A 22,149-nucleotide genomic window follows, 5' to 3' on the forward strand; every position below is an offset into this window, starting at 1 on the left:
CTCTGGGGATCTTATAAGCATAATTATTCTGGTACAAATGCAGATACAGGTCCTAATTCCTTTTCTAAATAACTGCGAATATTTGCTGGGTATTTCTCTACCACTGCAATATGTTTTTGAATCGTCTTATATAATTCATCATGATTCATTTGAATATAGTCTTGCGTAAGCATTTTTCGAAGAAGGATAATTTCTTTCATCCCTTGTCCATCTTCTTCACTTATCACTCGCTCGTCCATTAAAATATCAATAATATCTTCATAGCTTCCTGGATCGCGCATAATAAATCCATCAATCATCGCATTCCCGGCATCTAATACACAATCAATAATAAGATGGGCTATGCGCTCTAATGCGTAAAATTCAAACTCGGTTTCATATATCTTTTTCTCTTGAAATGTACTTGTTGCTCGTTCTAAACATACTAGCATTTGTTCTATTTTCTTTCTGTCTACAAAATACATGAATGTCACCTACCTGGAAATTAAAGCATTTACATTTTAATTGTAACGCTTTCTTCTGAAAAAATCGACAATTTTTCGAATTCACCTTTTCTCCGTTATTTGTTATAGTTATATTTGTATGATTTTTGAAATTGGAGGAATGGAATCTTGGAACGTGAACTCGCACTAGAAATTGTCCGTGTAACAGAAGCAGCAGCCTTAGCATCCGCACAGTGGATGGGCCGCGGAAAGAAAAATGAAGCAGATGATGCAGCAACTACAGCAATGCGTGATATGTTCGATTCAGTAAACATGGCAGGTACAGTTGTAATTGGTGAAGGAGAACTTGATGAAGCACCGATGTTGTATATTGGTGAAGAACTAGGAACAGGTAACGGTCCAGAAGTAGACATCGCCGTTGATCCATTAGAAGGTACAAACATCGTTGCAAAAGGTCTTGCAAATGCAATGGCAGTTATTGCAATCGCAGACAAAGGGAACCTTCTTCATGCTCCTGATATGTACATGGAAAAAATCGCGGTTGGTCCAAAAGCAGCTGGTAAAATTAGCTTAGATGATCCAATTGAAAAAACAATTGAAATTGTAGCAGAAGCTAACAATAAAAAGATTCGCGATCTAACAGTTATCGTTCAAGAACGTGAACGTCATCAAGATATTATTGACCGTGTTCGTGCAAAAGGTGCACGCGTAAAATTATTTGGTGACGGTGATGTTGGTGCGTCAATCGCAACAGCACTACCTGGAACGGGTATCGACTTATTCGTAGGTATTGGCGGAGCTCCAGAAGGTGTTATTTCTGCAGCAGCATTAAAATGCCTTGAAGGTGAAATGCAAGCTCGTTTAGTTCCAATGAACGAAGAAGAAGAAGCTCGTTGTCGTGAAATGGGATTAGAAGATCCTCGTCAACTTCTTATGTTAGATGACTTAGTATCTGGGGATGATGCAATCTTCTCAGCAACTGGTGTATCTGCTGGTGAATTATTAGACGGTGTTAAATTCCTTGGTGGAGATTTAGCTGAAACATACTCTATCGTAATGCGTTACAAAACAAGAACAGTACGATTCATTAAAACGCATCACCATTTAGATCATAAACCACACTTAAACTTAGATATTTAATAAAGGAGCCATGTGTATGGAAGAACGTTTCTTTCTGTACGACGATACTGTCGCTACAAAAACTCGTTTCGTTAGCTTTATGGGAGAAAATGAGCGTCACGATTTAGCGCTATTATACTCCGATCGTCATTACGGTAAAACAATTGTCCTTGATATGCAACGCAATAAATTTGCAATCATCGGTGCTGACGATTTAAACGAACCAGGCTACTTAGAGCACGCATTTTCTATGACTGAAGAAATTGCAGAAGAATTACGCTCATTTTTATTTGAACTTATATAATTTATCTTAGGCACCAGCTGTTTTAGCTGGTGTTTTTTCATTATAAGTATTTTTAATTTTCAAACTAATATGTTATGATTAAGAATAAATCTATTTGGGTAGAAAGGACGTTATCTACGTATGCCAACATTTACTTTGTAATGGACCAGCAATTGGATAGCATTACTCTCAAAAAAGCACCACGCTTTTTCAAGGGAGTAGTCTGCCCATTCCCATTACAAAGGAACGTAACGCATCTGTAGTATGATGTTTACGGAGGTTCCTAAGGGAACCTCCTTTTATTTTTGTCTTTTTCTCATGTCTTCATACTACAAGACATCCAAATAGCTGTATTACGTTCCTTTGCCACTACTATAAGAGGTGAAGGAAAATGCAGAAAGTACAACTTTCTTGGAGTTTATATGAAAATGAACAAAACACAATCGAAAAGTATTGTAAAAATTGCAGACGCACTACCCTATTTACCGACACAAATATTCGTAGGCATAACGCCAACGGAAAAAACATATACCGCTTTGCCATTTATAAATGTCCGAAAGATCATACGTGGAATCAAAAACTGCGTATTTATAAATCATTTACTGATCACGTTGAAACAGTCGATATGACGCAGCAAGATCAAGCCGAAACAACTACTACTATTTCCATTATGCAACATAAAGAAAACGGCATAGCTAAAATCACGATCGTATTAGACATCGTTTTCGGTTCCCACCGCATCGATAAAGCCTTATCCACATATATTTCCGACTGGAGCCGTACACGCATTGTGGATAAAATTAAAAATGGGGATATTCAATTGAATGGACAACAAATGAAGCCAAATACAATACTATCTGAAGGAGATTATATCTCGATTTGTTTATAATGCAAAAAATCCTCTTACAATCGTAAGAGGATTTTTTTATTTCTTCACTTTTCGTAATACAAAATGTGCGCAACCGAAGTTACAGTACTCGTATAAATACTCCGTTAACGTACTAATTTTCGTATCATATGTCGCACGCTGGTTACTATCATCAAAGAATCCGCGCAGTCTAAGTTGCTCATATCCCCAGTCTCCAACGATATAATCATATTTATTTAAAATTTCTGCATAGCGCTCTTTAAATGCTTCTTCACTAAAACCGTCACGAAAGTTTTTAATTACTTCGTACTGCACATTATTAATGCTCACCGTAGCATGAATCTCTTGCTTTTGCTCCATCATTAACTTCCTCTCTAAGCATTCTTCTTTTTATCGTATCACAAAGCATAACAACCAACAATTTCAAATACAAAAAATTGAAAATTAGTGCATGCTATGGAGAAGGAGGTGATACATCGTGAAAAAACAAATTATACTCTCTCTCCTCACTCTTTCCTTATTTGCAGGCTGCCAATCAACGAATAAAGCCGAAATGGAACGTGAAGAAGGAAGCCGTGTTCTTGTTTCCAACAAAAACGACATGTATCATACGGAAAATACAAATACACGATTAACGAGAGTCGGTTATTCATCTAAACAAAAGCATGAAGTGTCTAACAAACAAGTAGGGGCCATTAACCGTGAGAAAGTCGCTGAAATGATTACAAGCATGACAGTCAAACTTCCTGACGTTACAAACGCTGCTACGCTCGTTACCGATGATGAAGTATTTGTTGTATACCGTGCAAACACAACGGATCCAAAACTCGTAGCGGATCAAGTATATAGAGCTGCTTTGTCCATCGTCCCTCGCTATTATAAAGGATATGTATCAACAGACCAAAAGTTGATTTCCCAAATTCAAGGTCTTCAATCTGGCGCATTAAATGATACAGAATATACGCAAAGCCTCGATATGCTAAAACGTGAAATGAGTAAAAATCCTCATTTGAACAATACGGGAGATCAGACTTTGAATGATATGATTAAAAAGTAAAACAGGTGGAGAAAATCTCCACCTGTTTTACTTTTTATTTTTTATTACGATCCGCATAAACCTCCATCGCATCACACATAAACTGCGCTAACCCTTCACCAAACTTATCGATATTTTTCGTAAAGCGCTCATCAGCGACGTACATTTGACCAAGTCCTTTAAAAGCATCTAATGAATATTCACCGAAGTTTTGCAAGTAATCGTACCACACCCCAATTGCTTCTTGTGCCTCTTTAGAATCTGGTGCTCCGTGTCTAAGCGCTGCTAAATTTCTATAAATAGCATTAAACTCCTCTTGGTTCTCTTTTGACATACCTTTTGCATATTCGTTCGCTTTATCTACAGCTGCGTCTCCCCATTTTTCCCGTGCTTCTTCTTCATATGGGTTATGGCTGAAATCGAATCCTTCAAATTTCTCTTTATTCGTCATTTCAATCTCTCCTTTTGTATGCTGAATTGTTTTATCAATCGTCGCAATCACCTTATCTAATCTAGCACGCTTTTCAAGAAGCATTTTCTTATGAAGCTCTAGTGCCTCTTCGCGATCAAATGATGGACTCATGATAATCTCTTTAATTTTTTTCAAAGGGAAGCCAAGCTCTTTAAAAAACAAAATTTGCTGCAATGTCTCTAAATTTTCATTGGAATACAGACGATATCCAGACTCTGTCGTGTCGTCTGGGGTTAACAACCCAATTTCATCGTAATGATGCAGTGTGCGCACACTAATTCCAACTAAATCAGCTACTTCTTTTACTCTCATTGTCATTTGTATCTCCCCCTTAGTACATACGATAAAGTATGACGCAACGTTAGAGTCAATAAGTAAATTCATTTTATCTTAAAAAGTTTCATCTCTCCTATATTTGATGCATAATAGTTATGTACATATATTAGAAAGCGGTGAAAGTATGGTTTCAAATACTGTAATTGCCAGCATCATCTTTCAACTCATTGTCTCGATTCTGGTCCCAATTATTGTACTCGTTTATTTCCGTAAAAAATATAATATGAATTGGAAAGTAGTCGGCATTGGTGTTCTTATCTTTATCGGATTTACCCAAATTCTTGAAACACCATTCCACCTATTTATGCGCGGTAATCCAACAATCGCTCCATTTTTAGAAAATCCGTTTGTCTTCGCAATTTATGGCGGATTGACTGCTGGTATTTTTGAAGAATTAGGACGCTTCGTTGCCTTCTTCTTCTTACTAAAAAAATATCTAGAATATAAAGATGGCTTCGCTTATGGAATTGGTCACGGCGGAATTGAATCTATTTTAATTGGCGGTTTTTCTGCATTACAAGCATTAATCTTTGCTAATTCTATTAACGATGGTAGCTTCGCTCGACTGATTGAACAAAAACCCGAGCTGAGCATTTTACAGGACATGTTAATTCAGCAACCTGCCTACTTATACTTCCTTGGTAGCTTAGAAAGAATTATGGCACTCGTGCTTCAAATTGCCTTTACAATGCTTGTTTTATACGCAGTAAAACAGAAGAAATATATCTTCCTAGTATACGCTATACTATTCCACGCATTTGTAGACTTTTTCGCGGCACTTTACCAAACAAAAACAATCAATATCTTCGTTGCAGAAGGAATTACACTTCTTTGTACAATTGGCGCTGTCGTTCTTATTCGCAAAATGAAAGCGAAATTAATGAGTGTACCGGAGTAAAAAACAAACCACCGATTGGTGGTTTATTTTTTATGGATTGTCGCAATGATGATAGCTTTTTCCTTCTTGCAGCTGCCTCTTTGTTTCTGCATCTATAACGATATATTTATGAAACTCTTCTACTTCATTTTGAGAAAAGGAAGCAAAAAAATAAACTTGGCGATCAGGATGAACAAAAAAATCTTGAAGCATCACACTACTCCGACAACCCACGGCTGTTTTTTGTAGGAAAGAAAATTCTTCATCGGGCACTTCTTTAAATAAGATTTTTTTTCGAACACTATATGCTGCATTATTGTATTCTTTATAAATTTTCTTATCTAACTGTTTATAAAAAATATCCTCACTCACAAATGACTTATTTCGATTGCTTGGATAATTTACTTTTTGATTCGACTCTGCATAAGTTGTGGACAAGTGTATAAAAAAAACAAAGACTAACTACAATACATATCATTTTATTCATGATTGCACCTCAAATGTTCATTATCCACATTACTTTTCCACATATTTAAATCCATATGCCGTTTTCCAAGAAAAAGGAATTATTTCCACATTTGTCGAAGTATATAGCGTCAACTTGAAAGATGGGGATGAATTATGAAGAAAATTATTGTAATACGACATTGTTCAGCAACTGGGCAAAAACGTGATGCTGAATTAACGACCGATGGAAAAGACCAAGCAAATACCCTTGCTACATTTCTCTTAGAAAATCATCTACAAATCGATCATATTATTTCAAGCCCATTTGTCCGAGCTATCGATTCCATTCGGCCCTATGCGCTCCAAGCTAACTTATCTATCCAAGAAGATGAACGATTAACTGAACGCATATTGAGCAACGTTCCAATGGATGATTGGATGCAAAAACTAGAATCTACTTTTACAAATATAGATATTGCCTTTTCAGGCGGAGAGTCAACAAAACAAGCAACAGACCGTGCCATATCGCTTATTCAAGACGTTTTACAATTAAACCATACAACAACACTACTTGTTACACATGGCAATTTACTTACGCTCATTTTAAAGCATTTTAATCATACGATTGGCTTTAATGAATGGAGAACTTTAACGAATCCTGATATTTACGAAATTACAATCGACGAACAATGTATCATAAAACGCTTATGGGAAGCATCGTCTAAGTAATATCCCTTTCCAAAACATTCAGTTGACGCCACGAGAAGAAACTGTACTAATAATAGAAAGGGGTATCACTCCATATGTACGAAGATGTACTTGCTCTACTACATAAAACAAATGTTTCTTATGAAAAATTTGAACACGAACCAGTACTCGATTATGAGACAGATCGGATTGTACGTGAGAGACTCGGCTTACAAGGCACTCCAAGTAAAAGCTTATTTTTAAAATCAAAGTCTGGAGATTATTACGTATTTTTTACGTTAGAGGGCACAAGGCTCAACCGGGGAGAGATGAAAGAACTAACAGGAGAACGCTTATCTCTCTGTTCTCCTGATGAACTGCGAGACAAAACTGGTTGTACGCCGGGATGTGTGGCTCCTTTCGGATATTCACACGATGTAACAATTATTGTGGATAACGCTATTTATACGTACGATAAAATTTTAATTACACCTGGTGTACCTGAATTTACAATTGAATTATCCACAGAAGAATTAAAAAAGATTTTATTAACATGTCCAAATACCGTTTTAGAGTATAAACAAAAAGAGAGCTAATCGTTAGCTCTCTTTTTTCATTATTTAGCTTCTGCTGTTTTTTCTTTTGCAGAACGTACTTGCTCGTCCGCATGGTAAGAAGAACGCACAAGTGGGCCAGCTTCACAGTGGCTAAATCCTTTGCTAAGTGCAATTTCTTTAAGCTCTGCAAATTCTGCTGGTGGGTAATATTTAAGAACTGGTAAGTGCTTCTTAGATGGTTGTAGGTATTGCCCAAGAGTTAAAATATCCACATTGTTTGCACGTAAGTCATCCATTGCTTCAATTAAATCTTCTCTCGTTTCACCTAAGCCCACCATAATGCTCGATTTAGTTGGAATATCAGGCTGCATTTCTTTCGCTCGACGTAAAAACTCTAATGAACGTTCATATTTTGCTCTAGCGCGAACTCGGTCAGATAATCGACGTACTGTTTCAATGTTATGGTTTAAAATATCTGGTTTTGCATCCATTAACATTTTTAAGTTTTCTTCTACTCCACCCATATCAGATGGTAATACTTCGATTGACGTAAATGGATTTTTACGACGTACAGCGCGTACTGTTTCAGCAAAAACAGCTGCTCCCCCGTCTTTTAAATCATCACGTGCAACCGCTGTTATAACAACGTGCTTTAAGCCCATTTGTACTACTGAATCTGCCACGCGTTCTGGTTCTTGTAAATCAAGCTCAGTTGGTAAGCCTGTTTTAACCGCACAAAAACGACAAGCACGTGTACAAACCGCACCTAAAATCATAAATGTTGCTGTTTTTCTTACAGCCCAGCATTCATGAATATTCGGACATTTTGCTTCCTCACAAACGGTATGAAGATTTTTAGAACGCATCATTTTCTTTAAGCCTGTATAGTTTTCATTCGTGTTTAACTTAATTTTCAACCATTCGGGCTTGCGCTTATATTCTGTTTGTTTTGTCATGGTTATCAACTCCGCACAATATGAAATAGTTTACCGTGTTCGCTTCTTTCAATGTAACATATCTATTCTAACGTATGAAAGCGATTTGCTCAAATGAAGATTCTAAGATTTTTTCCAATCGTTCCCTATAATGAAATACTCCGTATATCCCACACTAAAAAGAGTGATGTTGTGAAAGGAGTCTATTTCATGCTTCGAAAAATTTCTCTTTTGCTTTCTATTTGTTTTCTTCTCCACCAAAACATCGCTTACGGTGAAGATAATCAGCAAAGCATATACGAAAAGCGCATGGTACTATATAAAGAAACCGAGCAGTCTTCAGGCATTCCATGGTATTACTTAGCTGCAATGGATCAATATGAAAGAAATATACGGAGCGTAAGAAAAGATATTCCGAAAAAACCAGATGCCATCATTTCCCTTTATTTCAAACCAGAAATATGGGCTGGACCTATTAATAGTAACGATACTCTTCCCCATACAATTTCTCTATTTGGCGGAATAGGTTTAGATGGTGACAAAGATGGATTTGCAAATGCAAATAGCGACCGTGATCTTCTGCATACCGCAGCGACTATTTTAAGGAAACAAGGAACATCAGAAGACCGTATTAAAATTATGCTCTGGGAATATTATAGACGTGCCAAAACAGTTGATTTAATTAGCGAATACGCCCAAATTTATAAACATTATGGACGTATTAATTTAGAAGGAAATGCTTTTCCTCTTCCGATCCGTAGTGACCATAGCTACCGTAGTACTTTCGGCGCTGGAAGAAGTTTTGGCGGCAGAAGGATTCATGAAGGAACCGATATTTTTGCCGGATATGGCGTGCCAGTAAGATCGACTTGCTATGGCATTATTGAAACGAAAGGTTGGAACCGCCTTGGTGGATGGCGCATTGGTATTCGCGACCTTCATAACAATTACCATTATTACGCTCATTTAGGCGGGTTTTCAAAAGAAATACAGCTTGGACAAATTGTTGAGCCAGGGAAAGTAATCGGATTTGTTGGTAGCACTGGTTATGGACCTCCTGGCACAGCCGGAAAATTTCCGCCCCACTTACATTTTGGCATGTATAAAGACAATGGCTATACAGAATGGGCTTTCGATCCATACATGCATTTAAGCCTTTGGGAGCGCAAAGAACGAGCAAATACAAAACGATAACCGTAGCTGCATTGCTACGGTTATTTTTTATCCAGTAAAAGCCTGACTGAGCCGGGTTTCACTTTATATGCAACTAACTATCTGTTCTCTTTTTATCAGGTACAGCAACACTTCCGCTTCCATAATACGTAGGCACTTCCCCTTGAACGATACGCGTCGCAATCGGAACATTTTGTTTCACCTTTATCTCTTTCGTATGAAATGGAATAATCACTTGCAATGTTACTTCCATTTCCATAACAATTTGAATCGCTGTAGTATTAATCCCATGCGGCTCAATTTTTTGTTTAATATCTGTATTCACATGTCCAACTGGCGTGAAATGAATCGGAATATCTGGTCCTATATTACCAAGAAGTGCATTATCAGTTACACGCCCAAAAGGAACTGCCATAGTCGCGCCGTTTTTTTCAGCAATACCTAGCTCCTTCAACTTCCCTTGTTCTACTTGCTGTAAATATTTTTCTATGTACGTGGTCGTTGATGTTACGATTTCATTTACTTGCTTTGTATTTAAATTAATTGTGGATACTTTTCCGTTTTTATCATTCTGTACTTTCATTAATGAATCTACATCGAATCCTTCATTAATTCGATCCTTTACTGCCTTCGTCATAATTGCCGTCGCCATTTTATGTGTCTCTACTTCCCCATATTTAATTAAGGTCGGCTGAATATTATTATTCACAATCCACAACCCTTGCGTAAGTAATATAACAAAAAGAATAAACGACATAAGCAGTATATACCGAAAGGCAATAGGTCCCCTTCGAAACCGCGAGTTTTTCGAGCGAAATATACTCATAAAAAAACCTCCTTCTTATATCATTTCTATGCAAGAAGGAGGGACGATATATGCTTATCTCATTTTTAATAATGCTTCTTTTCCAATCGTACCTGCTGGAATGCCTAATGCTTCAGCTCCAATCGTTACCGATTCTAGTGGCGCTTCAAGAAGTTGTTCAATCGTTCTTACACCAACCGCACGGCCAGCAATAATTCCTCGATCACCTAACTTCTCATTTAAAAGACCTACATCTAATGCACCACACATAATATATCCTTTATCGCTCATTACAGCTAGCAAATTCGTCTTTGGAAGTTTCACGCTAACTGCAATAAACGTATAATTATCAATTATAATTGGCTCCACATTAACCATAGTTCACACTCCTCTCTTTCTTATCTGTATGACAAGAGAAAAATGAGTGTTACAAGTTAACTAGCCTATAGTTTAACGGAAGATGTATAAGTTATTAACATATCTGTTAACACATCTCTAAGTAGTTCTGGCATATAATATTGTTTGTCAGAAAGTGTGGATAGCTCTGGGTATAAGTAGCCAAATGTAAACATATCAATCGTTCCTACTGTATATATACGATCTAATTCCAGCGATTCCCCGTTAATTAATACATCTTCGAGTAAAATTTTATTCCCGGGAATCGTATCTGGAATGACTTCTACACCAGCGTAAATCATTTTCCCCATCACTTTTCCCCGAAATCCGAATCCTTTCACCTCAAGATTCTCCATATTCGGCTTACGTGCTTTCAAAATAACTTCTCTTAATATCTTTCCTGGAACTTTCAAAGCACACGGATTAATTGGATGTGGACAAATTCTGTGAATATCTCCGCGCGTTACAACACCCTCTTCTAACCCTTCAAGAAGTACACCAGCGTTCACCATGCCAATCTCTGCATTGCACCATGTTTTCAGCGCACTTGCTAACATGTGAGAAAACGGCGTCTCATGAAACCAATCAACCGGTAATGACTCTTTTAAATGAACGACAGACTCTGCCATTATATGCTCACTTTCTTCCTGCAGTATTTCAATTGTGGATAACGGCTCGCTATAAGCACCTAACCGTTCCGTCTTAATCGCCCTACCGTCTTTTTTCAGCAATTTCTTCATCTCTATATCCACAGTAAGCTGTACGTGACCAACGTAACGCCCCCACTTTTCACAACAACAAAGTAAAGTATTATTCAGTAGAATACCACGCTCAAATAAATGATGCGTATGTGCTCCTAAAATAACATCTATATCATAATGCTCTGCCATATACTCATCCATACTTTTTCCAAGGTGAGAAAGGACAACCGTAATATGAGCCTCATCTTTCACTTCTTCTAAAATAGACTCTAAATGAATAATGGGATCTTCAATATGCCAATCGAGCATCTGATAAAACTCTGGATAAGCTACCGTTAATCCGATAAAAGCAATGGTAATCCCATCCGTCGTTGTATGCAATTTATAAGGCCTTGCCCATGACGGACGTACCCCTTCTTTTTCAAATAAATTTGCGACAAGTATTTCAAATCCAGCATCATCATAGAGCCGATTCAAATGCTCCTTCGCTAACGTAATTCCTTCATTATTTCCGATCGTTACATAATCATATAACGCCTCATTCAAAAGCTTCGTATTCCCAAGTCCATTCGTCGCTTCCGAAATACTATGAAAACGATCCACATGATCGCCGATATCAACCGTCAAAACAGTCTCTCCCGCTTCCTGTCTTCGCTTTTTCTCCCCTAGAACAAACCGAGAAATTTGCGGCCAATTTTCAAAATGACTATGTATATCGTTTGTATGATAAAGGTGGATGATTGTTTCTTTATTTGTATTCAGAGAAAAAACCTCCTCTCAGTTCCTTACTGCCATTTACGCTATGCGCACACAATAATCCTGTAAATACTTTTCGTCTTTTCTTGCTATTTTACATTGTACTCGCATTGTGAGAAAAAGCAAAAGATTGTCCTTTTTATATGAGAAACTTTATTTTTGCCAGTGTGGGGATTAGTTGGTAGAGCGGGGATTTGTCAGAAAGTTAGCCGTGGGGATTTTCCCATAAGTTCTTTGCTGCATTTGTCAGTATTTTAATCTAAATTACTTCCAGTCGCCCTCTTTATGTATAAATGCTCCTTTCCTGTTTGAATAGTGCGGGGTATTCGTTCCTCTTGCTATGTCGTAATTTGTTGATAAGTCGATATCCTTTGTCGAATCGTCGATATATTGAAATAATCGCTGATATATTCCGAGTTATGGTCGATATATTTGAAAAACCGCTGATATATTTAGCTGGAAACCTACCTGGGTATCCTCTCCCAAGCCAAGACAAATCCGCAAAACAAAAAAGCGCCCTGCACAGCAGGACGCTTTCTTCATACATATATTGTCCAGCTTCGCCTCCTAGACCTTCATGTCTAAGAACCTTCCGCACGAGAAGATAAAAAGCATCTTCTGTGCGAAAGAACCTTAGCCAACGGGTCTGAACAGTCGGCTCCGCATTTCTATTTAACCAATAGAACCTTCCATCTCAAACTTGATTAGGCGGTTCATTTCAACTGCGTATTCCATTGGAAGTTCGCGAGTGAATGGTTCAATGAAGCCCATTACGATCATTTCTGTAGCTTCTTGCTCAGAAATACCACGGCTCATTAGGTAGAATAATTGTTCTTCTGATACTTTAGATACTTTCGCTTCGTGCTCAAGTGAAACGTAATCGTTTTTGATTTCGTTGTAAGGAATTGTATCAGATGTAGATTGGTTATCCATGATTAACGTGTCACACTCGATGTTAGAGCGAGAGTTTTTCGCTTTTGGTCCGAAGTGTACGATACCACGGTAAGTTACTTTACCACCATGCTTCGCAATCGATTTAGAAACGATTGTTGAAGACGTGTTTGGTGCTAAGTGAATCATTTTCGCACCAGCATCTTGGTGTTGGCCTTTACCAGCAATCGCGATAGATAATGTTAAACCACGAGCGCCTTCGCCTTTTAAGATAACTGCTGGGTATTTCATCGTTAATTTAGATCCGATGTTACCGTCAATCCATTCCATCGTTGCGTTTTCTTCACAAACCGCACGTTTTGTAACTAGGTTGTATACGTTGTTCGCCCAGTTTTGGATTGTTGTATAACGGCAATAAGCATCTTTTTTAATGATGATTTCTACTACCGCACTGTGAAGTGAGTTAGTAGTGTAAACAGGTGCTGTACAACCTTCTACGTAGTGTACGTGTGCGCCTTCGTCTACGATGATAAGCGTACGTTCGAATTGTCCCATATTTTCAGAGTTAATACGGAAATACGCTTGAAGTGGTGTATCAACTTTAACACCTTTTGGAACGTAGATGAATGATCCACCAGACCAAACTGCAGAGTTTAATGCAGAGAATTTGTTGTCTGTTGGTGGGATTACTTTTCCGAAATGTTCACGGAAAATATCTTCGTTCTCTTTTAATGCGCTATCTGTATCTTTGAAGACGATTCCTAGAGCTTCTAGGTCTTCTTTCATGTTGTGGTATACAACTTCAGATTCGTACTGTGCAGATACACCAGCTAAATATTTTTGCTCAGCTTCTGGAATACCTAATTTATCAAATGTTGCTTTAATTTCATCAGGTACTTCATCCCAAGACTTCTCAGATTTCTCAGATGGTTTTACGTAGTACGTAATTTCATCGAAATCTAAGTCGTTTAAGTCGCCGCCCCATTGTGGCATTGGCATTTCGTAGAACTTATCCAGTGATTTTAAACGGAAGTCTAACATCCACTGTGGTTCTTCTTTCATACGTGAAATTTCTTCAACGATTTCTTTTGTTAAACCGCGTCCAGCACGGAAAATCGAAACGTCTTTGTCTTTGAAACCATATTTATAATCGCCGATATCTGGCAGTTGCTTCGCCATGTTGGTGTGTCCCTCCTTAGATAACCTCGTTTTTAGGAACCTTTAACATTACTTATCTTCGTTTAAGCCCTTTTCTAACGCTTTCCACGCTAATGTTGCACATTTAATACGTGCAGGGAACTTGCATACGCCTTGTAATGCTTCAATATCTCCTAAATCGATGCTGTCATCGTACTCTTTTCCTAGCATCATGTCAGAGAAAATTTTCGAAAGCTGAAGTGCTTCTTCAATTTTCTTACCTTTTACTGCTTGTGTCATCATTGAAGCTGAAGACATTGAGATTGAACATCCTTCGCCTTCAAACTTCGCCTCTTGCACAATACCTTCTTCTACTTTCATCGTAAGTTGAATACGATCGCCGCAAGTTGGATTGTTCAAGTTAACGGTAACACTATCTTCTAATACGCCATGGTTACGAGGATTTTTATAATGATCCATAATAACTTGACGATATAACGTATCTAAATTATTAAATGACATTTGTGAAATACTCCTTTGTCTTGATTAGCGAGTCAACAAATGTATCAATTTCTTCTTTTGTATTATATAAATAGAAGCTCGCACGTGCTGTTGAAGAAGCTTTTAGCCACTTCATAAGCGGTTGTGCACAGTGATGTCCTGCGCGAACTGCAATGCCTTCTACATCTAATACAGTCGCTACATCGTGAGGATGTACGTCTTCAATATTAAATGTAACAAGACCAGCGCGATGCTTTGGACCATAAATTGTAACGCCATCTACTTCTGATAGTCTTTCTAAAGCGTATTGCGCTAATTCATGCTCATGCTTTTCAATATTATCAAGACCGATTTCTTCTAGGAAATCAATTGCCGCACCAAGTCCGATTGCATTACCGATAATCGGTGTACCTGCTTCAAACTTCCACGGAAGCTCTTTCCAAGTAGATTCTTGTAAATCTACGAAATCAATCATTTCACCACCAAATTCAATTGGCTCCATATTGTTTAGCAATTCTTTTTTACCATATAATACGCCGATACCTGTAGGGCCACACATCTTATGAGCAGATAATGCGTAGAAATCACAGTTTAAATCTTGTACATCTACTTTCATGTGAGGTGTACTTTGTGCACCGTCAACGACCATAATTGCGCCATTTTCGTGTGCAATTGCTCCGATTTCTTTTACAGGGTTAATCGTTCCAAGTACGTTAGAAACATACATGATAGAAACGATTTTTGTATTCGGTGTAATTGTTTGACGAGCATCTTCTATTGAAATTGTCCCATCTGGTTGAAGCGGAAGATATTTTAAAGTTGCACCAGTTTTCTTCGCAACTTGTTGCCACGGAATGATATTACTATGGTGCTCCATGTAAGAAATAACGATTTCATCGCCCTCTTTTACATTTTCAAGACCATAGCTAGCCGCTACTGTATTTAATGCAGTTGTCGTTCCGCGCGTGAAAATAATCTCTTCCATTGATTTCGCATTGATAAACTTGCGAACTTTCTCACGTGCACCTTCATACGCGTCGGTAGCTTTCGTACCGAGCGTATGAACACCGCGATGCACGTTAGAATTATATTCTTTATAGTAACGTTCTAACGTTTCAATGACTTGAATTGGTTTTTGAGAAGTTGCTGCACTATCGAAATAAACAAGTTGTTTGCCGTTCACTTTTTGATCAAGAATTGGAAACTGTTTGCGTATTTCATGAATATTCATTAGCGAACTTTCCTTTCAATTACCTCAACAAGCTGTGCCTTTACTCCTTCAATTGGAAGCTCATTAACTACAGGTGCTAAGAATCCATGGATGACTAAACGTTCTGCTTCGCGTTTTGGAATACCACGGCTCATCAAGTAGTATAGTTGGACTGGATCTACGCGACCTACTGAAGCTGCGTGACCTGCCATTACATCATCTTCGTCGATTAAAAGAATTGGGTTTGCATCACCGCGAGCTTTTTCATCTAACATAAGAACGCGAGAAGATTGTTGTGCATTTGATTTAGATGCACCGTGTTCAATCTTACCAATTCCGTTAAAGATAGATGTTGCACTATCTTTTTGTACACCGTGTTTTAAAATCCAACCTTCAGAATGTTTACCGAAGTGAACAACTTTAGTTGTAAAGTTTTGTGTTTGGTTACCACGGCCAATTGTTACTGTTTTCGTATCAGCATATGAACCGTCGCCCATTAAGTTCGTAACGTTCTCTGAAATTGTGTTTCCGTCATTCATAAGGCCTAGAGCCCAATCAATACGGCCGTCGCGTCCTACAACGCCGCGGCGGTTAACGTAAGTTGTTACGTCTTTTGCTAATAGATCAACCGCACCGAATTTCACTTGTGCGCCTTGTTCCACGATTACTTCTGCTACGATATTTGCAATACCTTTAGCATTTTCATTTGCAACATAGTTTTCTACATAAGTTGCAGTACTGTTCGCATCAGCTACGAATAGTACGTGGTTATATACGTTAGCTTCTTCGCCGTCTACTAAGAATACAGCTTGAAGTGGAGTTTCAAGAACAACGTTTTTCGGAACATATACGAATGCACCACCGTTGATTAATGCAGCATGAAGTGCAGTTAGACGATGCTCGTCTACTTTCACGCCGTCTTTCATTAAGTACTTTTGTACTAGTTCAGCATGCTCAGTTGCTGCTGTTACGATGTCTGTAAAAATAACACCTTTTTCTTTTGCTTCGTCTGCTAAAGAAACGAATGCAGTTGTACCAGTGCGTTGTACTAATACGCTGTTATTTTCATCGATTAAGTTTTTCACTGCTTCTGGAAGTTCAGTTAAAGAACTTACAGGCTCTTGCTTAGCAGCGTCGCCTTTTCCGATAAAGTCCCATTTGTCAATTTTCGTTTTATCAGGCGTTGGCATTGGAAGTTCAGTTGCTTGTGCAAGAGCTTGTAAGCGGAACTCAGTCAACCAAGCAGCTTCGTTTACTTCGCTTGCGCGTTGACGGATTGTTTCTTGATCGAAAGGTAATGTACCGATTGTCATGTTTATGCTCCTCTCTTACGCTTCTTGCTCTGTTGTTTCGTCTTCAATACCTAATTCTTTTTTAATCCAGTCGTAACCTTCAGCTTCTAGACGTTGTGCAAGCTCAGGGCCACCAGATTTAACGATACGACCGTTCATCATAACGTGAACGAAGTCTGGAGTGATGTAGTTTAATAAACGTTGGTAATGCGTAATCATTAGGCAACCGAACTCTTCGCCGCGCATTTCGTTAATACCTTTAGATACAACTTTTAATGCATCGATATCAAGACCTGAGTCGATTTCATCTAAGATTGCGATTTTTGGCTCAATCATCATTAATTGAAGGATTTCATTACGTTTTTTCTCTCCACCAGAGAAACCTTCGTTTAAGTAACGTTGTGCCATTTCTGGATCCATTTCTAGGAATTCCATGTTTTTATCTAATGTACGGATAAATTTCATAAGAGAAATTTCATCGCCTTCTTCACGACGTGCGTTAATTGCAGAACGTAAGAAGTCAGCGTTTGTTACTCCGCTAATTTCACTTGGATATTGCATTGCTAGGAATAGACCTGCTTGTGCGCGCTCGTCTACTTCCATTTCTAATACATCTTCACCGTCGATGATGATGCTACCTTCTGTTACTTCATACTTTGGGTGACCCATAATTGCAGAAGATAAAGTTGATTTACCTGTTCCGTTAGGTCCCATAATTGCGTGGATTTCTCCACCTTTTACTTCAAGGTTTACACCCTTTAAAATTTCTTTGCCATCAATTGATACGTGTAAGTCTTTAACCGTTAATGTAGAACCAGCCATCTCAATACCTCCATTAATCCTATATATACATTTTAAAAATTCCTAAAACGTTCATATTCTCATTTTATTCTCATTCTAATTTTATATCAAATAAAATGATATCGCAAACGACGAAAAAAAGTAACCGTTTTTTCACAAATGTATATAAGTATTTCCTTCACATCTTTCTATGATACACCTTTCTTCTTATTTATATAAAGAAAAAAGGACTGGTAATTTTCCAGCCCTTTCCTTATATTTATTCACTTACCGGAAGTACAGCACCTTTATATTCTTTATTAATAAAATCTTGAATTTCTTTTGAATGTAGCACTTCTACTAGCTCTTTAATTTCTTTTTTCTTCTCATCACCTTTACGAACTGCAATGATGTTTGCATACGGAGAGTCTGCTCCTTCAATCGCAATTGCATCCTTTGTTGGATTTAATTTTGCATCAATTGCATAGTTTGAATTAATAAATAAAGCATCACCTTCATTATTTTCATACAGCTTTGGTGACAATCCAGGCTCTACATCTGTTTTAAACTTTAAGTTTTTCGGATTTTCGACTACATCTTTTACTGTTGCCTTAACAACATCTACTCCGTCTTTTAATTTAATAACGCCGCCTTTTTGTAACAGTGCTAGCATACGGCCACGCTCCGCTACGTTATTACTCATAATCACTGTCCCGCCATCTGGTAAGTCTTTTAAGCTTTTATACTTCTTAGAATAAATACCCATCGGCTCTAAATGGATTTTTCCTGCGTTTACAATTTTATATCCCTTTTCTTGAATTTCTTTATCTAAATACGGAATATGCTGGAAGTAGTTCGCATCAATTTCTTTATCCGCTAACGCTTTATTTGGCAGTACATAATCCTGAAACTTTTTAATCTCTAACTTAATGCCTTTTTTCTCTAATATCGGCTGTGCCTTTTCTAAAATAACAGCGTGCGGCACGTTAGAAGCTCCCACAACAAGCTTATTCTCTTCCTTCCCTCCGCAAGCAGCTAATGTAAATACAGATAATGCTGTAACAACTGACAATAGAATCTTTTTCATATGACGTCCCCTTCTCCCTATAGTTATGTAGTAAAAAAGGACCGGCATACACCAGCCCTTTTTCAGCAATTATTCTTTTACAGGAACAACTGCACCTTTATATTCTTTAGTAATAAAGTCTTCAATTTCTTTAGAATGTAATACTTCTACAAGCTCTTTAATCGCTTTTTTATCTTTATCACCTTTACGAACCACTAGTACGTTTGCGTATGGAGAATCATCGCCTTCAATTGCAATTGCATCTTTTTCTGGGTTTAATTTCGCATCAATTGCATAGTTCGAGTTAATTAAAACAGCGTCGCCTTCTTTATTGTTATACACTTGTGGCAACAAACCAGGCTCAATATCCGTTTTGAATTTTAAGTGTTTCGGATTATCTGCAATATCTTTTGGAGTTGCACTAACTGGATCTACTCCGTCTTTAATTTTTAAAATGCCTTCTTTTTGTAAAATTGCTAAACCACGTCCATGGTCAGTAACGGAATTACTCATAATAATTGTCGCCCCGTCTGGAAGTTCTTTTAAACTCTTATATTTTTGAGAATATACACCAATTGGTTCAATATGAATTTTCCCTGCTATTTCAAAATCATATTTTTTATCTTTAATTTCTTTTTCTAAATACGGAATGTGCTGGAAATAGTTTGCATCTAATTCCTTATCCGCTAACGATTTATTTGGCAACACGTAATCTTGGAATTTTTTCACTTCTAATTCAATTCCTTTTTTCTCAAGTAACGGTTTTGCTTTTTCTAAAATTTCAGCATGCGGTACGTTAGAAGCACCAACAACAAGTTTCTTTTCATCTTTATCTTTCCCGCCACAAGCAGCTAACCCAAAAATTGAAGTTGAAATAAGTGCCGTAAGTAATAATTTTTTCATTTAAAATATCCTCCCGTTTTTATTATCGTTTATCTATTCGAGTCGTTAAACTATCACCAATCCACTGGATTAAAAATACAACTAGTAATACACAAATCGTCGCAACGATTGTTACATCGTTATTCCCTCTCTGGAATCCTTCTAAGTAAGCAAGTGTTCCAAGGCCACCAGCACCAACAACTCCCGCCATTGCTGTATAGCCTACTAAAGCAATTGTCGTAACCGTAATACCAGATACTAATGCTGGTAATGATTCTGGAATTAACACTTTCAAAATAATTGTGCTTGTTTTTGCTCCCATTGCTTTTGAAGCTTCAATTACACCTTTATCAATTTCACGAAGTGCAATTTCAACCATTCTCGCGTAGAATGGTGCGGCTCCAATAATTAAAGCCGGCAGAGCTGCACTTGCTCCAAGAATTGTTCCAAGAAGAATCTTTGTAAATGGGATTAATAAAATAATTAAAATGATGAACGGTATAGAGCGGAATATATTTACGAATGCTCCAATCACCGTATTAATTGATTTGTTTTCCCATAAATTATCTTTTGCTGTCATGAAGAGTAACAATCCTAAAATTAGTCCTAAAACAAATGTCGCAAGAGCTGCGATTGCCGTCATATATAACGTTTCACCAGTTGCTTCTAACATTTGATTCCAATCAACATTTGCGAGTAACTTATCCATGTGCAATCACCTCCAGCTCTACTTGATCTTGATGAATTCCTTCTATTGCTTGCTGGATCGCTGTTTCCTCACCATTTAAATGAACAACTAAACTACCGTAAGAACCGTTATTCGTTTGTGCAATATTTCCTTGCAAAATGCTAACTTCTATATCACTGCGTTGCATTAATCGTTGAAGCACTGGTCTTTCTACAGCCTCACCGATAAACTGCAAACGAATTACTTTTCCATCTGGATATTTTTCAATTAAACTTTCAATTGTTTCATTTGTATCTTCAGAATCTGTTAACTGCTGTACAAATCGTTTCGTAATATCTTGCTTCGGATTACGGAATACATCAAGTACTGGACCCGTTTCTACAATCTTTCCTCTCTCCATTACCGCCACTCGGTTACAAATCTTTCGAATCACGTGCATTTCATGTGTAATGAGTACAATTGTTAAACCAAGACGCTTATTAATGTCTAATAGTAAATCTAAAATTTGATCTGTCGTTTCCGGATCAAGAGCTGACGTTGCTTCATCACATAAAAGCACTTGTGGATTGTTAGCTAATGCTCTTGCAATCCCGACGCGTTGCTTTTGTCCTCCACTCAGCTGAGATGGGTACGCGTCTCCTCTTCCTTCTAATCCAACAAGATGAATTAATTCATCAACACGTTTTCTTCTCTTCGCTTTATCAACACCTGCAATTTCAAGTGGAAACTCAATATTTTCACGTACAGTTCGTGACCAAAGTAAGTTGAAGTGTTGAAAAATCATTCCGATTTCTTGTCTTGCCTTACGAAGTTCACTTCCTGTAATTGCTGATATAACACGATTCGCAATTGTAATTTGGCCAGAAGTCGGTTTCTCTAACTGATTAAACAATCTGATTAACGAACTTTTTCCAGCGCCGCTATATCCAATAACACCAAATATTTCGCCTTTTTCTATTTTTAAATTGGCGTTATCTACAGCAGTGACATCACCGCTTTTCGCCTTATATATTTTCTTTACGTTCTCTAATAGAATCATGATGTTCACCCCTTTTTTGTTTGGATCGACTCCGCAATTTTTTATTTTTAATGCGTGTAGTCCACTGTTATCATTACTTTTATTATTTGAATGTCCTCCACATTCAAACAATAAAAAAACCTTTCTGCTTTAGAGAAGCAGAAAGGTTTATATGCGTATATAACAACATTATCCCTCTCTCTCATCTCTCAAAGCATTCGCTTTGCAGGAATTGGCACCATTTCAACATAAGTTGACGGTTGCCGGGCTTCACAGGGCACAGTCCCTCCACCTCTCTTGATAAGAGAAATCAGATTCAATTTTCGTCTGATTTGAAATTTATGAAATTGTCTATATTTTATGACTTGAATTGTATCAATATACACTCACCATGTCAACAGAAATTTTCGCAAAAAATGAAACTTCAGAATTTTAAGCACCTACTGACATCGGTTTACATATATGAAACATCGATTCCACTAATAACATCGTTCGGTACGTTCCTGAATATTGTACACGTCCATCGTTCATTAACATTTGCAATCGTACATTTCCATTCACCAATTGTTCTATATCCTTTTCATCTAAGCAAATGATTTGTTCCGTTCCTCTTTCCTCATGTACCAGCTCTATATAATCTCTTGAAATTTGTAACGAACAACTTTCATCTCCAAAGCGAAAATTAACAGTTTTTTCTTCTTGTCTTAAAAGCGGTTCTAAATGATATTGACCATTAGCGTAATTTACAAATGATTGAAGCAAAGAATATAATCTCACCCTAAATCACATCCTT

At 37.5% G+C, this 22,149-nt stretch carries 25 protein-coding genes, 1 pseudogene and 1 riboswitch; of the genes and pseudogenes, 8 read left to right on the forward strand and 18 right to left on the reverse strand.

Going from position 1 to position 22,149, the window contains the following annotated elements; genetic code table 11:
• Positions 1-23: 23 nt before the first annotated feature.
• A complete protein-coding gene (locus ES895_RS11950) occupies positions 24-464 on the reverse strand; it encodes a DUF86 domain-containing protein (RefSeq protein ID WP_000273999.1) in 441 nt (146 codons plus the stop codon).
• A 147-nt stretch (positions 465-611) separates the two neighbouring features.
• Here ES895_RS11950 and glpX point away from each other — a divergent pair, with 147 nt between their 5' ends.
• The 3 genes from glpX to ES895_RS11970 all read left to right on the forward strand — a co-directional run bounded on the left by glpX (position 612) and on the right by ES895_RS11970 (position 2,734).
• Positions 612-1,583, forward strand: coding sequence for a class II fructose-bisphosphatase (glpX, locus tag ES895_RS11955; RefSeq protein ID WP_000439090.1), 972 nt, complete (start codon positions 612-614; stop codon positions 1,581-1,583).
• Positions 1,584-1,599: 16 nt separating this feature from the next.
• Positions 1,600-1,866 (forward strand): DUF3055 domain-containing protein, encoded by a 267-nt coding sequence (locus tag ES895_RS11960; protein WP_000392606.1) that lies wholly within the window; start codon positions 1,600-1,602, stop codon positions 1,864-1,866.
• Positions 1,867-2,236: 370 nt separating this feature from the next.
• Positions 2,237-2,734 (forward strand): hypothetical protein, encoded by a 498-nt coding sequence (locus ES895_RS11970; RefSeq protein WP_001174575.1) that lies wholly within the window; start codon positions 2,237-2,239, stop codon positions 2,732-2,734.
• Positions 2,735-2,770: 36 nt separating this feature from the next.
• On the opposite strand, the gene ES895_RS11975 is transcribed toward ES895_RS11970, so the two are convergent.
• A complete protein-coding gene (locus tag ES895_RS11975; RefSeq protein WP_000435943.1) occupies positions 2,771-3,073 on the reverse strand; it encodes a YutD family protein in 303 nt (100 codons plus the stop codon).
• A gap of 118 nt (positions 3,074-3,191) precedes the next feature.
• On the opposite strand from ES895_RS11975, the gene ES895_RS11980 reads away from it, so the two are divergent.
• Positions 3,192-3,770, forward strand: a complete 579-nt coding sequence (locus ES895_RS11980) for a YhcN/YlaJ family sporulation lipoprotein (protein WP_000744039.1) — start codon at positions 3,192-3,194, stop codon at positions 3,768-3,770.
• Positions 3,771-3,804: 34 nt separating this feature from the next.
• On the opposite strand, the gene ES895_RS11985 is transcribed toward ES895_RS11980, so the two are convergent.
• On the reverse strand, positions 3,805-4,539 hold the full coding sequence (locus tag ES895_RS11985) for a MerR family transcriptional regulator (protein WP_135238369.1): 735 nt from the start codon (positions 4,537-4,539) through the stop codon (positions 3,805-3,807).
• 100 nt (positions 4,540-4,639) lie between these two features.
• Between ES895_RS11985 and ES895_RS11990 the strand changes: the two genes are divergently transcribed.
• Positions 4,640-5,455 (forward strand): YhfC family intramembrane metalloprotease, encoded by an 816-nt coding sequence (locus tag ES895_RS11990; RefSeq protein WP_002101508.1) that lies wholly within the window; start codon positions 4,640-4,642, stop codon positions 5,453-5,455.
• Between the two features lie 30 nt (positions 5,456-5,485).
• Here ES895_RS11990 and ES895_RS30110 read toward each other — a convergent pair.
• Positions 5,486-5,921 (reverse strand): annotated as a pseudogene (locus ES895_RS30110) (hypothetical protein).
• 134 nt (positions 5,922-6,055) lie between these two features.
• Here ES895_RS30110 and ES895_RS12000 point away from each other — a divergent pair.
• Together ES895_RS12000 and ES895_RS12005 are read left to right on the forward strand one after the other, a co-directional pair.
• The gene (locus ES895_RS12000) at positions 6,056-6,610 is read left to right on the forward strand and encodes a histidine phosphatase family protein (RefSeq protein ID WP_000721050.1); all 555 of its coding nucleotides are present in this window, start codon (positions 6,056-6,058) and stop codon (positions 6,608-6,610) included.
• A 74-nt stretch (positions 6,611-6,684) separates the two neighbouring features.
• Positions 6,685-7,164, forward strand: a complete 480-nt coding sequence (locus tag ES895_RS12005) for a YbaK/EbsC family protein (protein WP_000272747.1) — start codon at positions 6,685-6,687, stop codon at positions 7,162-7,164.
• Positions 7,165-7,184: 20 nt separating this feature from the next.
• Here ES895_RS12005 and lipA read toward each other — a convergent pair whose 3' ends face one another.
• Positions 7,185-8,081, reverse strand: coding sequence for a lipoyl synthase (gene lipA / locus ES895_RS12010; RefSeq protein ID WP_000166372.1), 897 nt, complete (start codon positions 8,079-8,081; stop codon positions 7,185-7,187).
• Between the two features lie 189 nt (positions 8,082-8,270).
• Here lipA and ES895_RS12015 point away from each other — a divergent pair, with 189 nt between their 5' ends.
• Positions 8,271-9,254, forward strand: a complete 984-nt coding sequence (locus ES895_RS12015) for a M23 family metallopeptidase (protein WP_061654813.1) — start codon at positions 8,271-8,273, stop codon at positions 9,252-9,254.
• 73 nt (positions 9,255-9,327) lie between these two features.
• Here the strand turns inward: ES895_RS12015 and yunB are convergent, their stop codons facing one another.
• The 13 genes from yunB to ES895_RS12085 all read right to left on the reverse strand — a co-directional run bounded on the left by yunB (position 9,328) and on the right by ES895_RS12085 (position 22,133).
• A complete protein-coding gene (yunB, locus tag ES895_RS12020) occupies positions 9,328-10,059 on the reverse strand; it encodes a sporulation protein YunB (RefSeq protein WP_098522059.1) in 732 nt (243 codons plus the stop codon).
• 54 nt (positions 10,060-10,113) lie between these two features.
• The gene (locus tag ES895_RS12025) at positions 10,114-10,416 is read right to left on the reverse strand and encodes a YunC family protein (RefSeq protein ID WP_000248465.1); all 303 of its coding nucleotides are present in this window, start codon (positions 10,414-10,416) and stop codon (positions 10,114-10,116) included.
• A 65-nt stretch (positions 10,417-10,481) separates the two neighbouring features.
• Positions 10,482-11,897, reverse strand: a complete 1,416-nt coding sequence (locus ES895_RS12030; RefSeq protein WP_153580208.1) for a bifunctional metallophosphatase/5'-nucleotidase — start codon at positions 11,895-11,897, stop codon at positions 10,482-10,484.
• 666 nt (positions 11,898-12,563) lie between these two features.
• Positions 12,564-13,961: a Fe-S cluster assembly protein SufB gene (gene sufB / locus ES895_RS12040; RefSeq protein ID WP_001118827.1), complete on the reverse strand. Its 1,398-nt coding sequence runs from the start codon at positions 13,959-13,961 to the stop codon at positions 12,564-12,566.
• A gap of 48 nt (positions 13,962-14,009) precedes the next feature.
• A complete protein-coding gene (sufU, locus tag ES895_RS12045) occupies positions 14,010-14,441 on the reverse strand; it encodes a Fe-S cluster assembly sulfur transfer protein SufU (RefSeq protein ID WP_000009523.1) in 432 nt (143 codons plus the stop codon).
• Complete coding sequence (gene sufS, locus ES895_RS12050) at positions 14,431-15,651, reverse strand: cysteine desulfurase SufS (protein ID WP_001020760.1); 1,221 nt, start codon at positions 15,649-15,651, stop codon at positions 14,431-14,433. The genes sufU and sufS overlap by 11 nt, the downstream gene beginning before the upstream one ends.
• Positions 15,651-16,943 carry a Fe-S cluster assembly protein SufD gene (gene sufD, locus ES895_RS12055; protein WP_000152167.1) on the reverse strand — a complete coding sequence of 431 codons (1,293 nt, stop codon included), beginning with the start codon at positions 16,941-16,943 and terminating at the stop codon, positions 15,651-15,653. The genes sufS and sufD overlap by 1 nt, the downstream gene beginning before the upstream one ends.
• A 15-nt stretch (positions 16,944-16,958) precedes the next feature.
• The gene (gene sufC / locus ES895_RS12060; protein WP_000929160.1) at positions 16,959-17,744 is read right to left on the reverse strand and encodes a Fe-S cluster assembly ATPase SufC; all 786 of its coding nucleotides are present in this window, start codon (positions 17,742-17,744) and stop codon (positions 16,959-16,961) included.
• 238 nt (positions 17,745-17,982) lie between these two features.
• Positions 17,983-18,789 (reverse strand): methionine ABC transporter substrate-binding lipoprotein MetQ, encoded by an 807-nt coding sequence (gene metQ, locus ES895_RS12065; RefSeq protein WP_000722399.1) that lies wholly within the window; start codon positions 18,787-18,789, stop codon positions 17,983-17,985.
• Between the two features lie 69 nt (positions 18,790-18,858).
• Positions 18,859-19,671 (reverse strand): methionine ABC transporter substrate-binding lipoprotein MetQ, encoded by an 813-nt coding sequence (metQ, locus tag ES895_RS12070; protein ID WP_000735096.1) that lies wholly within the window; start codon positions 19,669-19,671, stop codon positions 18,859-18,861.
• A 22-nt stretch (positions 19,672-19,693) separates the two neighbouring features.
• Complete coding sequence (locus ES895_RS12075) at positions 19,694-20,359, reverse strand: methionine ABC transporter permease (RefSeq protein WP_000359401.1); 666 nt, start codon at positions 20,357-20,359, stop codon at positions 19,694-19,696.
• Positions 20,352-21,377: a methionine ABC transporter ATP-binding protein gene (locus ES895_RS12080; protein WP_000601780.1), complete on the reverse strand. Its 1,026-nt coding sequence runs from the start codon at positions 21,375-21,377 to the stop codon at positions 20,352-20,354. Before ES895_RS12080 ends, ES895_RS12075 begins: the two co-directional genes overlap by 8 nt.
• Positions 21,378-21,555: 178 nt before the next feature.
• Positions 21,556-21,663: riboswitch (SAM riboswitch) on the reverse strand.
• A 125-nt stretch (positions 21,664-21,788) separates the two neighbouring features.
• Positions 21,789-22,133: a hypothetical protein gene (locus tag ES895_RS12085; RefSeq protein ID WP_001242139.1), complete on the reverse strand. Its 345-nt coding sequence runs from the start codon at positions 22,131-22,133 to the stop codon at positions 21,789-21,791.
• Positions 22,134-22,149 lie beyond the last annotated feature (16 nt).

Origin of the sequence: Bacillus sp. 007/AIA-02/001, from assembly GCF_004634455.1 — a bacterium.
GTDB lineage: Bacteria > Bacillota > Bacilli > Bacillales > Bacillaceae_G > Bacillus_A > Bacillus_A cereus.

Excerpts from the sequence above, each read along its gene's own strand:
- metQ (WP_000722399.1), bottom strand. The coding sequence starts at position 18,789 with ATGAAAAAGATTCTATTGTCAGTTGTTACAGCATTATCTGTATTTACA.
- ES895_RS11950 (WP_000273999.1), bottom strand. The coding sequence starts at position 464 with ATGTATTTTGTAGACAGAAAGAAAATAGAACAAATGCTAGTATGTTTA.
- metQ (WP_000735096.1), bottom strand. The coding sequence starts at position 19,671 with ATGAAAAAATTATTACTTACGGCACTTATTTCAACTTCAATTTTTGGG.
- ES895_RS12080 (WP_000601780.1), bottom strand. The coding sequence starts at position 21,377 with ATGATTCTATTAGAGAACGTAAAGAAAATATATAAGGCGAAAAGCGGT.
- ES895_RS12005 (WP_000272747.1), top strand. The coding sequence starts at position 6,685 with ATGTACGAAGATGTACTTGCTCTACTACATAAAACAAATGTTTCTTAT.
- ES895_RS12015 (WP_061654813.1), top strand. The coding sequence starts at position 8,271 with ATGCTTCGAAAAATTTCTCTTTTGCTTTCTATTTGTTTTCTTCTCCAC.
- ES895_RS12075 (WP_000359401.1), bottom strand. The coding sequence starts at position 20,359 with ATGGATAAGTTACTCGCAAATGTTGATTGGAATCAAATGTTAGAAGCA.
- ES895_RS11975 (WP_000435943.1), bottom strand. The coding sequence starts at position 3,073 with ATGGAGCAAAAGCAAGAGATTCATGCTACGGTGAGCATTAATAATGTG.
- sufD (WP_000152167.1), bottom strand. The coding sequence starts at position 16,943 with ATGACAATCGGTACATTACCTTTCGATCAAGAAACAATCCGTCAACGC.
- sufC (WP_000929160.1), bottom strand. The coding sequence starts at position 17,744 with ATGGCTGGTTCTACATTAACGGTTAAAGACTTACACGTATCAATTGAT.
- ES895_RS11985 (WP_135238369.1), bottom strand. The coding sequence starts at position 4,539 with ATGACAATGAGAGTAAAAGAAGTAGCTGATTTAGTTGGAATTAGTGTG.
- yunB (WP_098522059.1), bottom strand. The coding sequence starts at position 10,059 with ATGAGTATATTTCGCTCGAAAAACTCGCGGTTTCGAAGGGGACCTATT.
- ES895_RS11960 (WP_000392606.1), top strand. The coding sequence starts at position 1,600 with ATGGAAGAACGTTTCTTTCTGTACGACGATACTGTCGCTACAAAAACT.
- lipA (WP_000166372.1), bottom strand. The coding sequence starts at position 8,081 with ATGACAAAACAAACAGAATATAAGCGCAAGCCCGAATGGTTGAAAATT.
- ES895_RS12000 (WP_000721050.1), top strand. The coding sequence starts at position 6,056 with ATGAAGAAAATTATTGTAATACGACATTGTTCAGCAACTGGGCAAAAA.
- sufU (WP_000009523.1), bottom strand. The coding sequence starts at position 14,441 with ATGTCATTTAATAATTTAGATACGTTATATCGTCAAGTTATTATGGAT.
- sufB (WP_001118827.1), bottom strand. The coding sequence starts at position 13,961 with ATGGCGAAGCAACTGCCAGATATCGGCGATTATAAATATGGTTTCAAA.
- ES895_RS11970 (WP_001174575.1), top strand. The coding sequence starts at position 2,237 with ATGCAGAAAGTACAACTTTCTTGGAGTTTATATGAAAATGAACAAAAC.
- sufS (WP_001020760.1), bottom strand. The coding sequence starts at position 15,651 with ATGAATATTCATGAAATACGCAAACAGTTTCCAATTCTTGATCAAAAA.
- ES895_RS11990 (WP_002101508.1), top strand. The coding sequence starts at position 4,640 with ATGCATAATAGTTATGTACATATATTAGAAAGCGGTGAAAGTATGGTT.
- ES895_RS12025 (WP_000248465.1), bottom strand. The coding sequence starts at position 10,416 with ATGGTTAATGTGGAGCCAATTATAATTGATAATTATACGTTTATTGCA.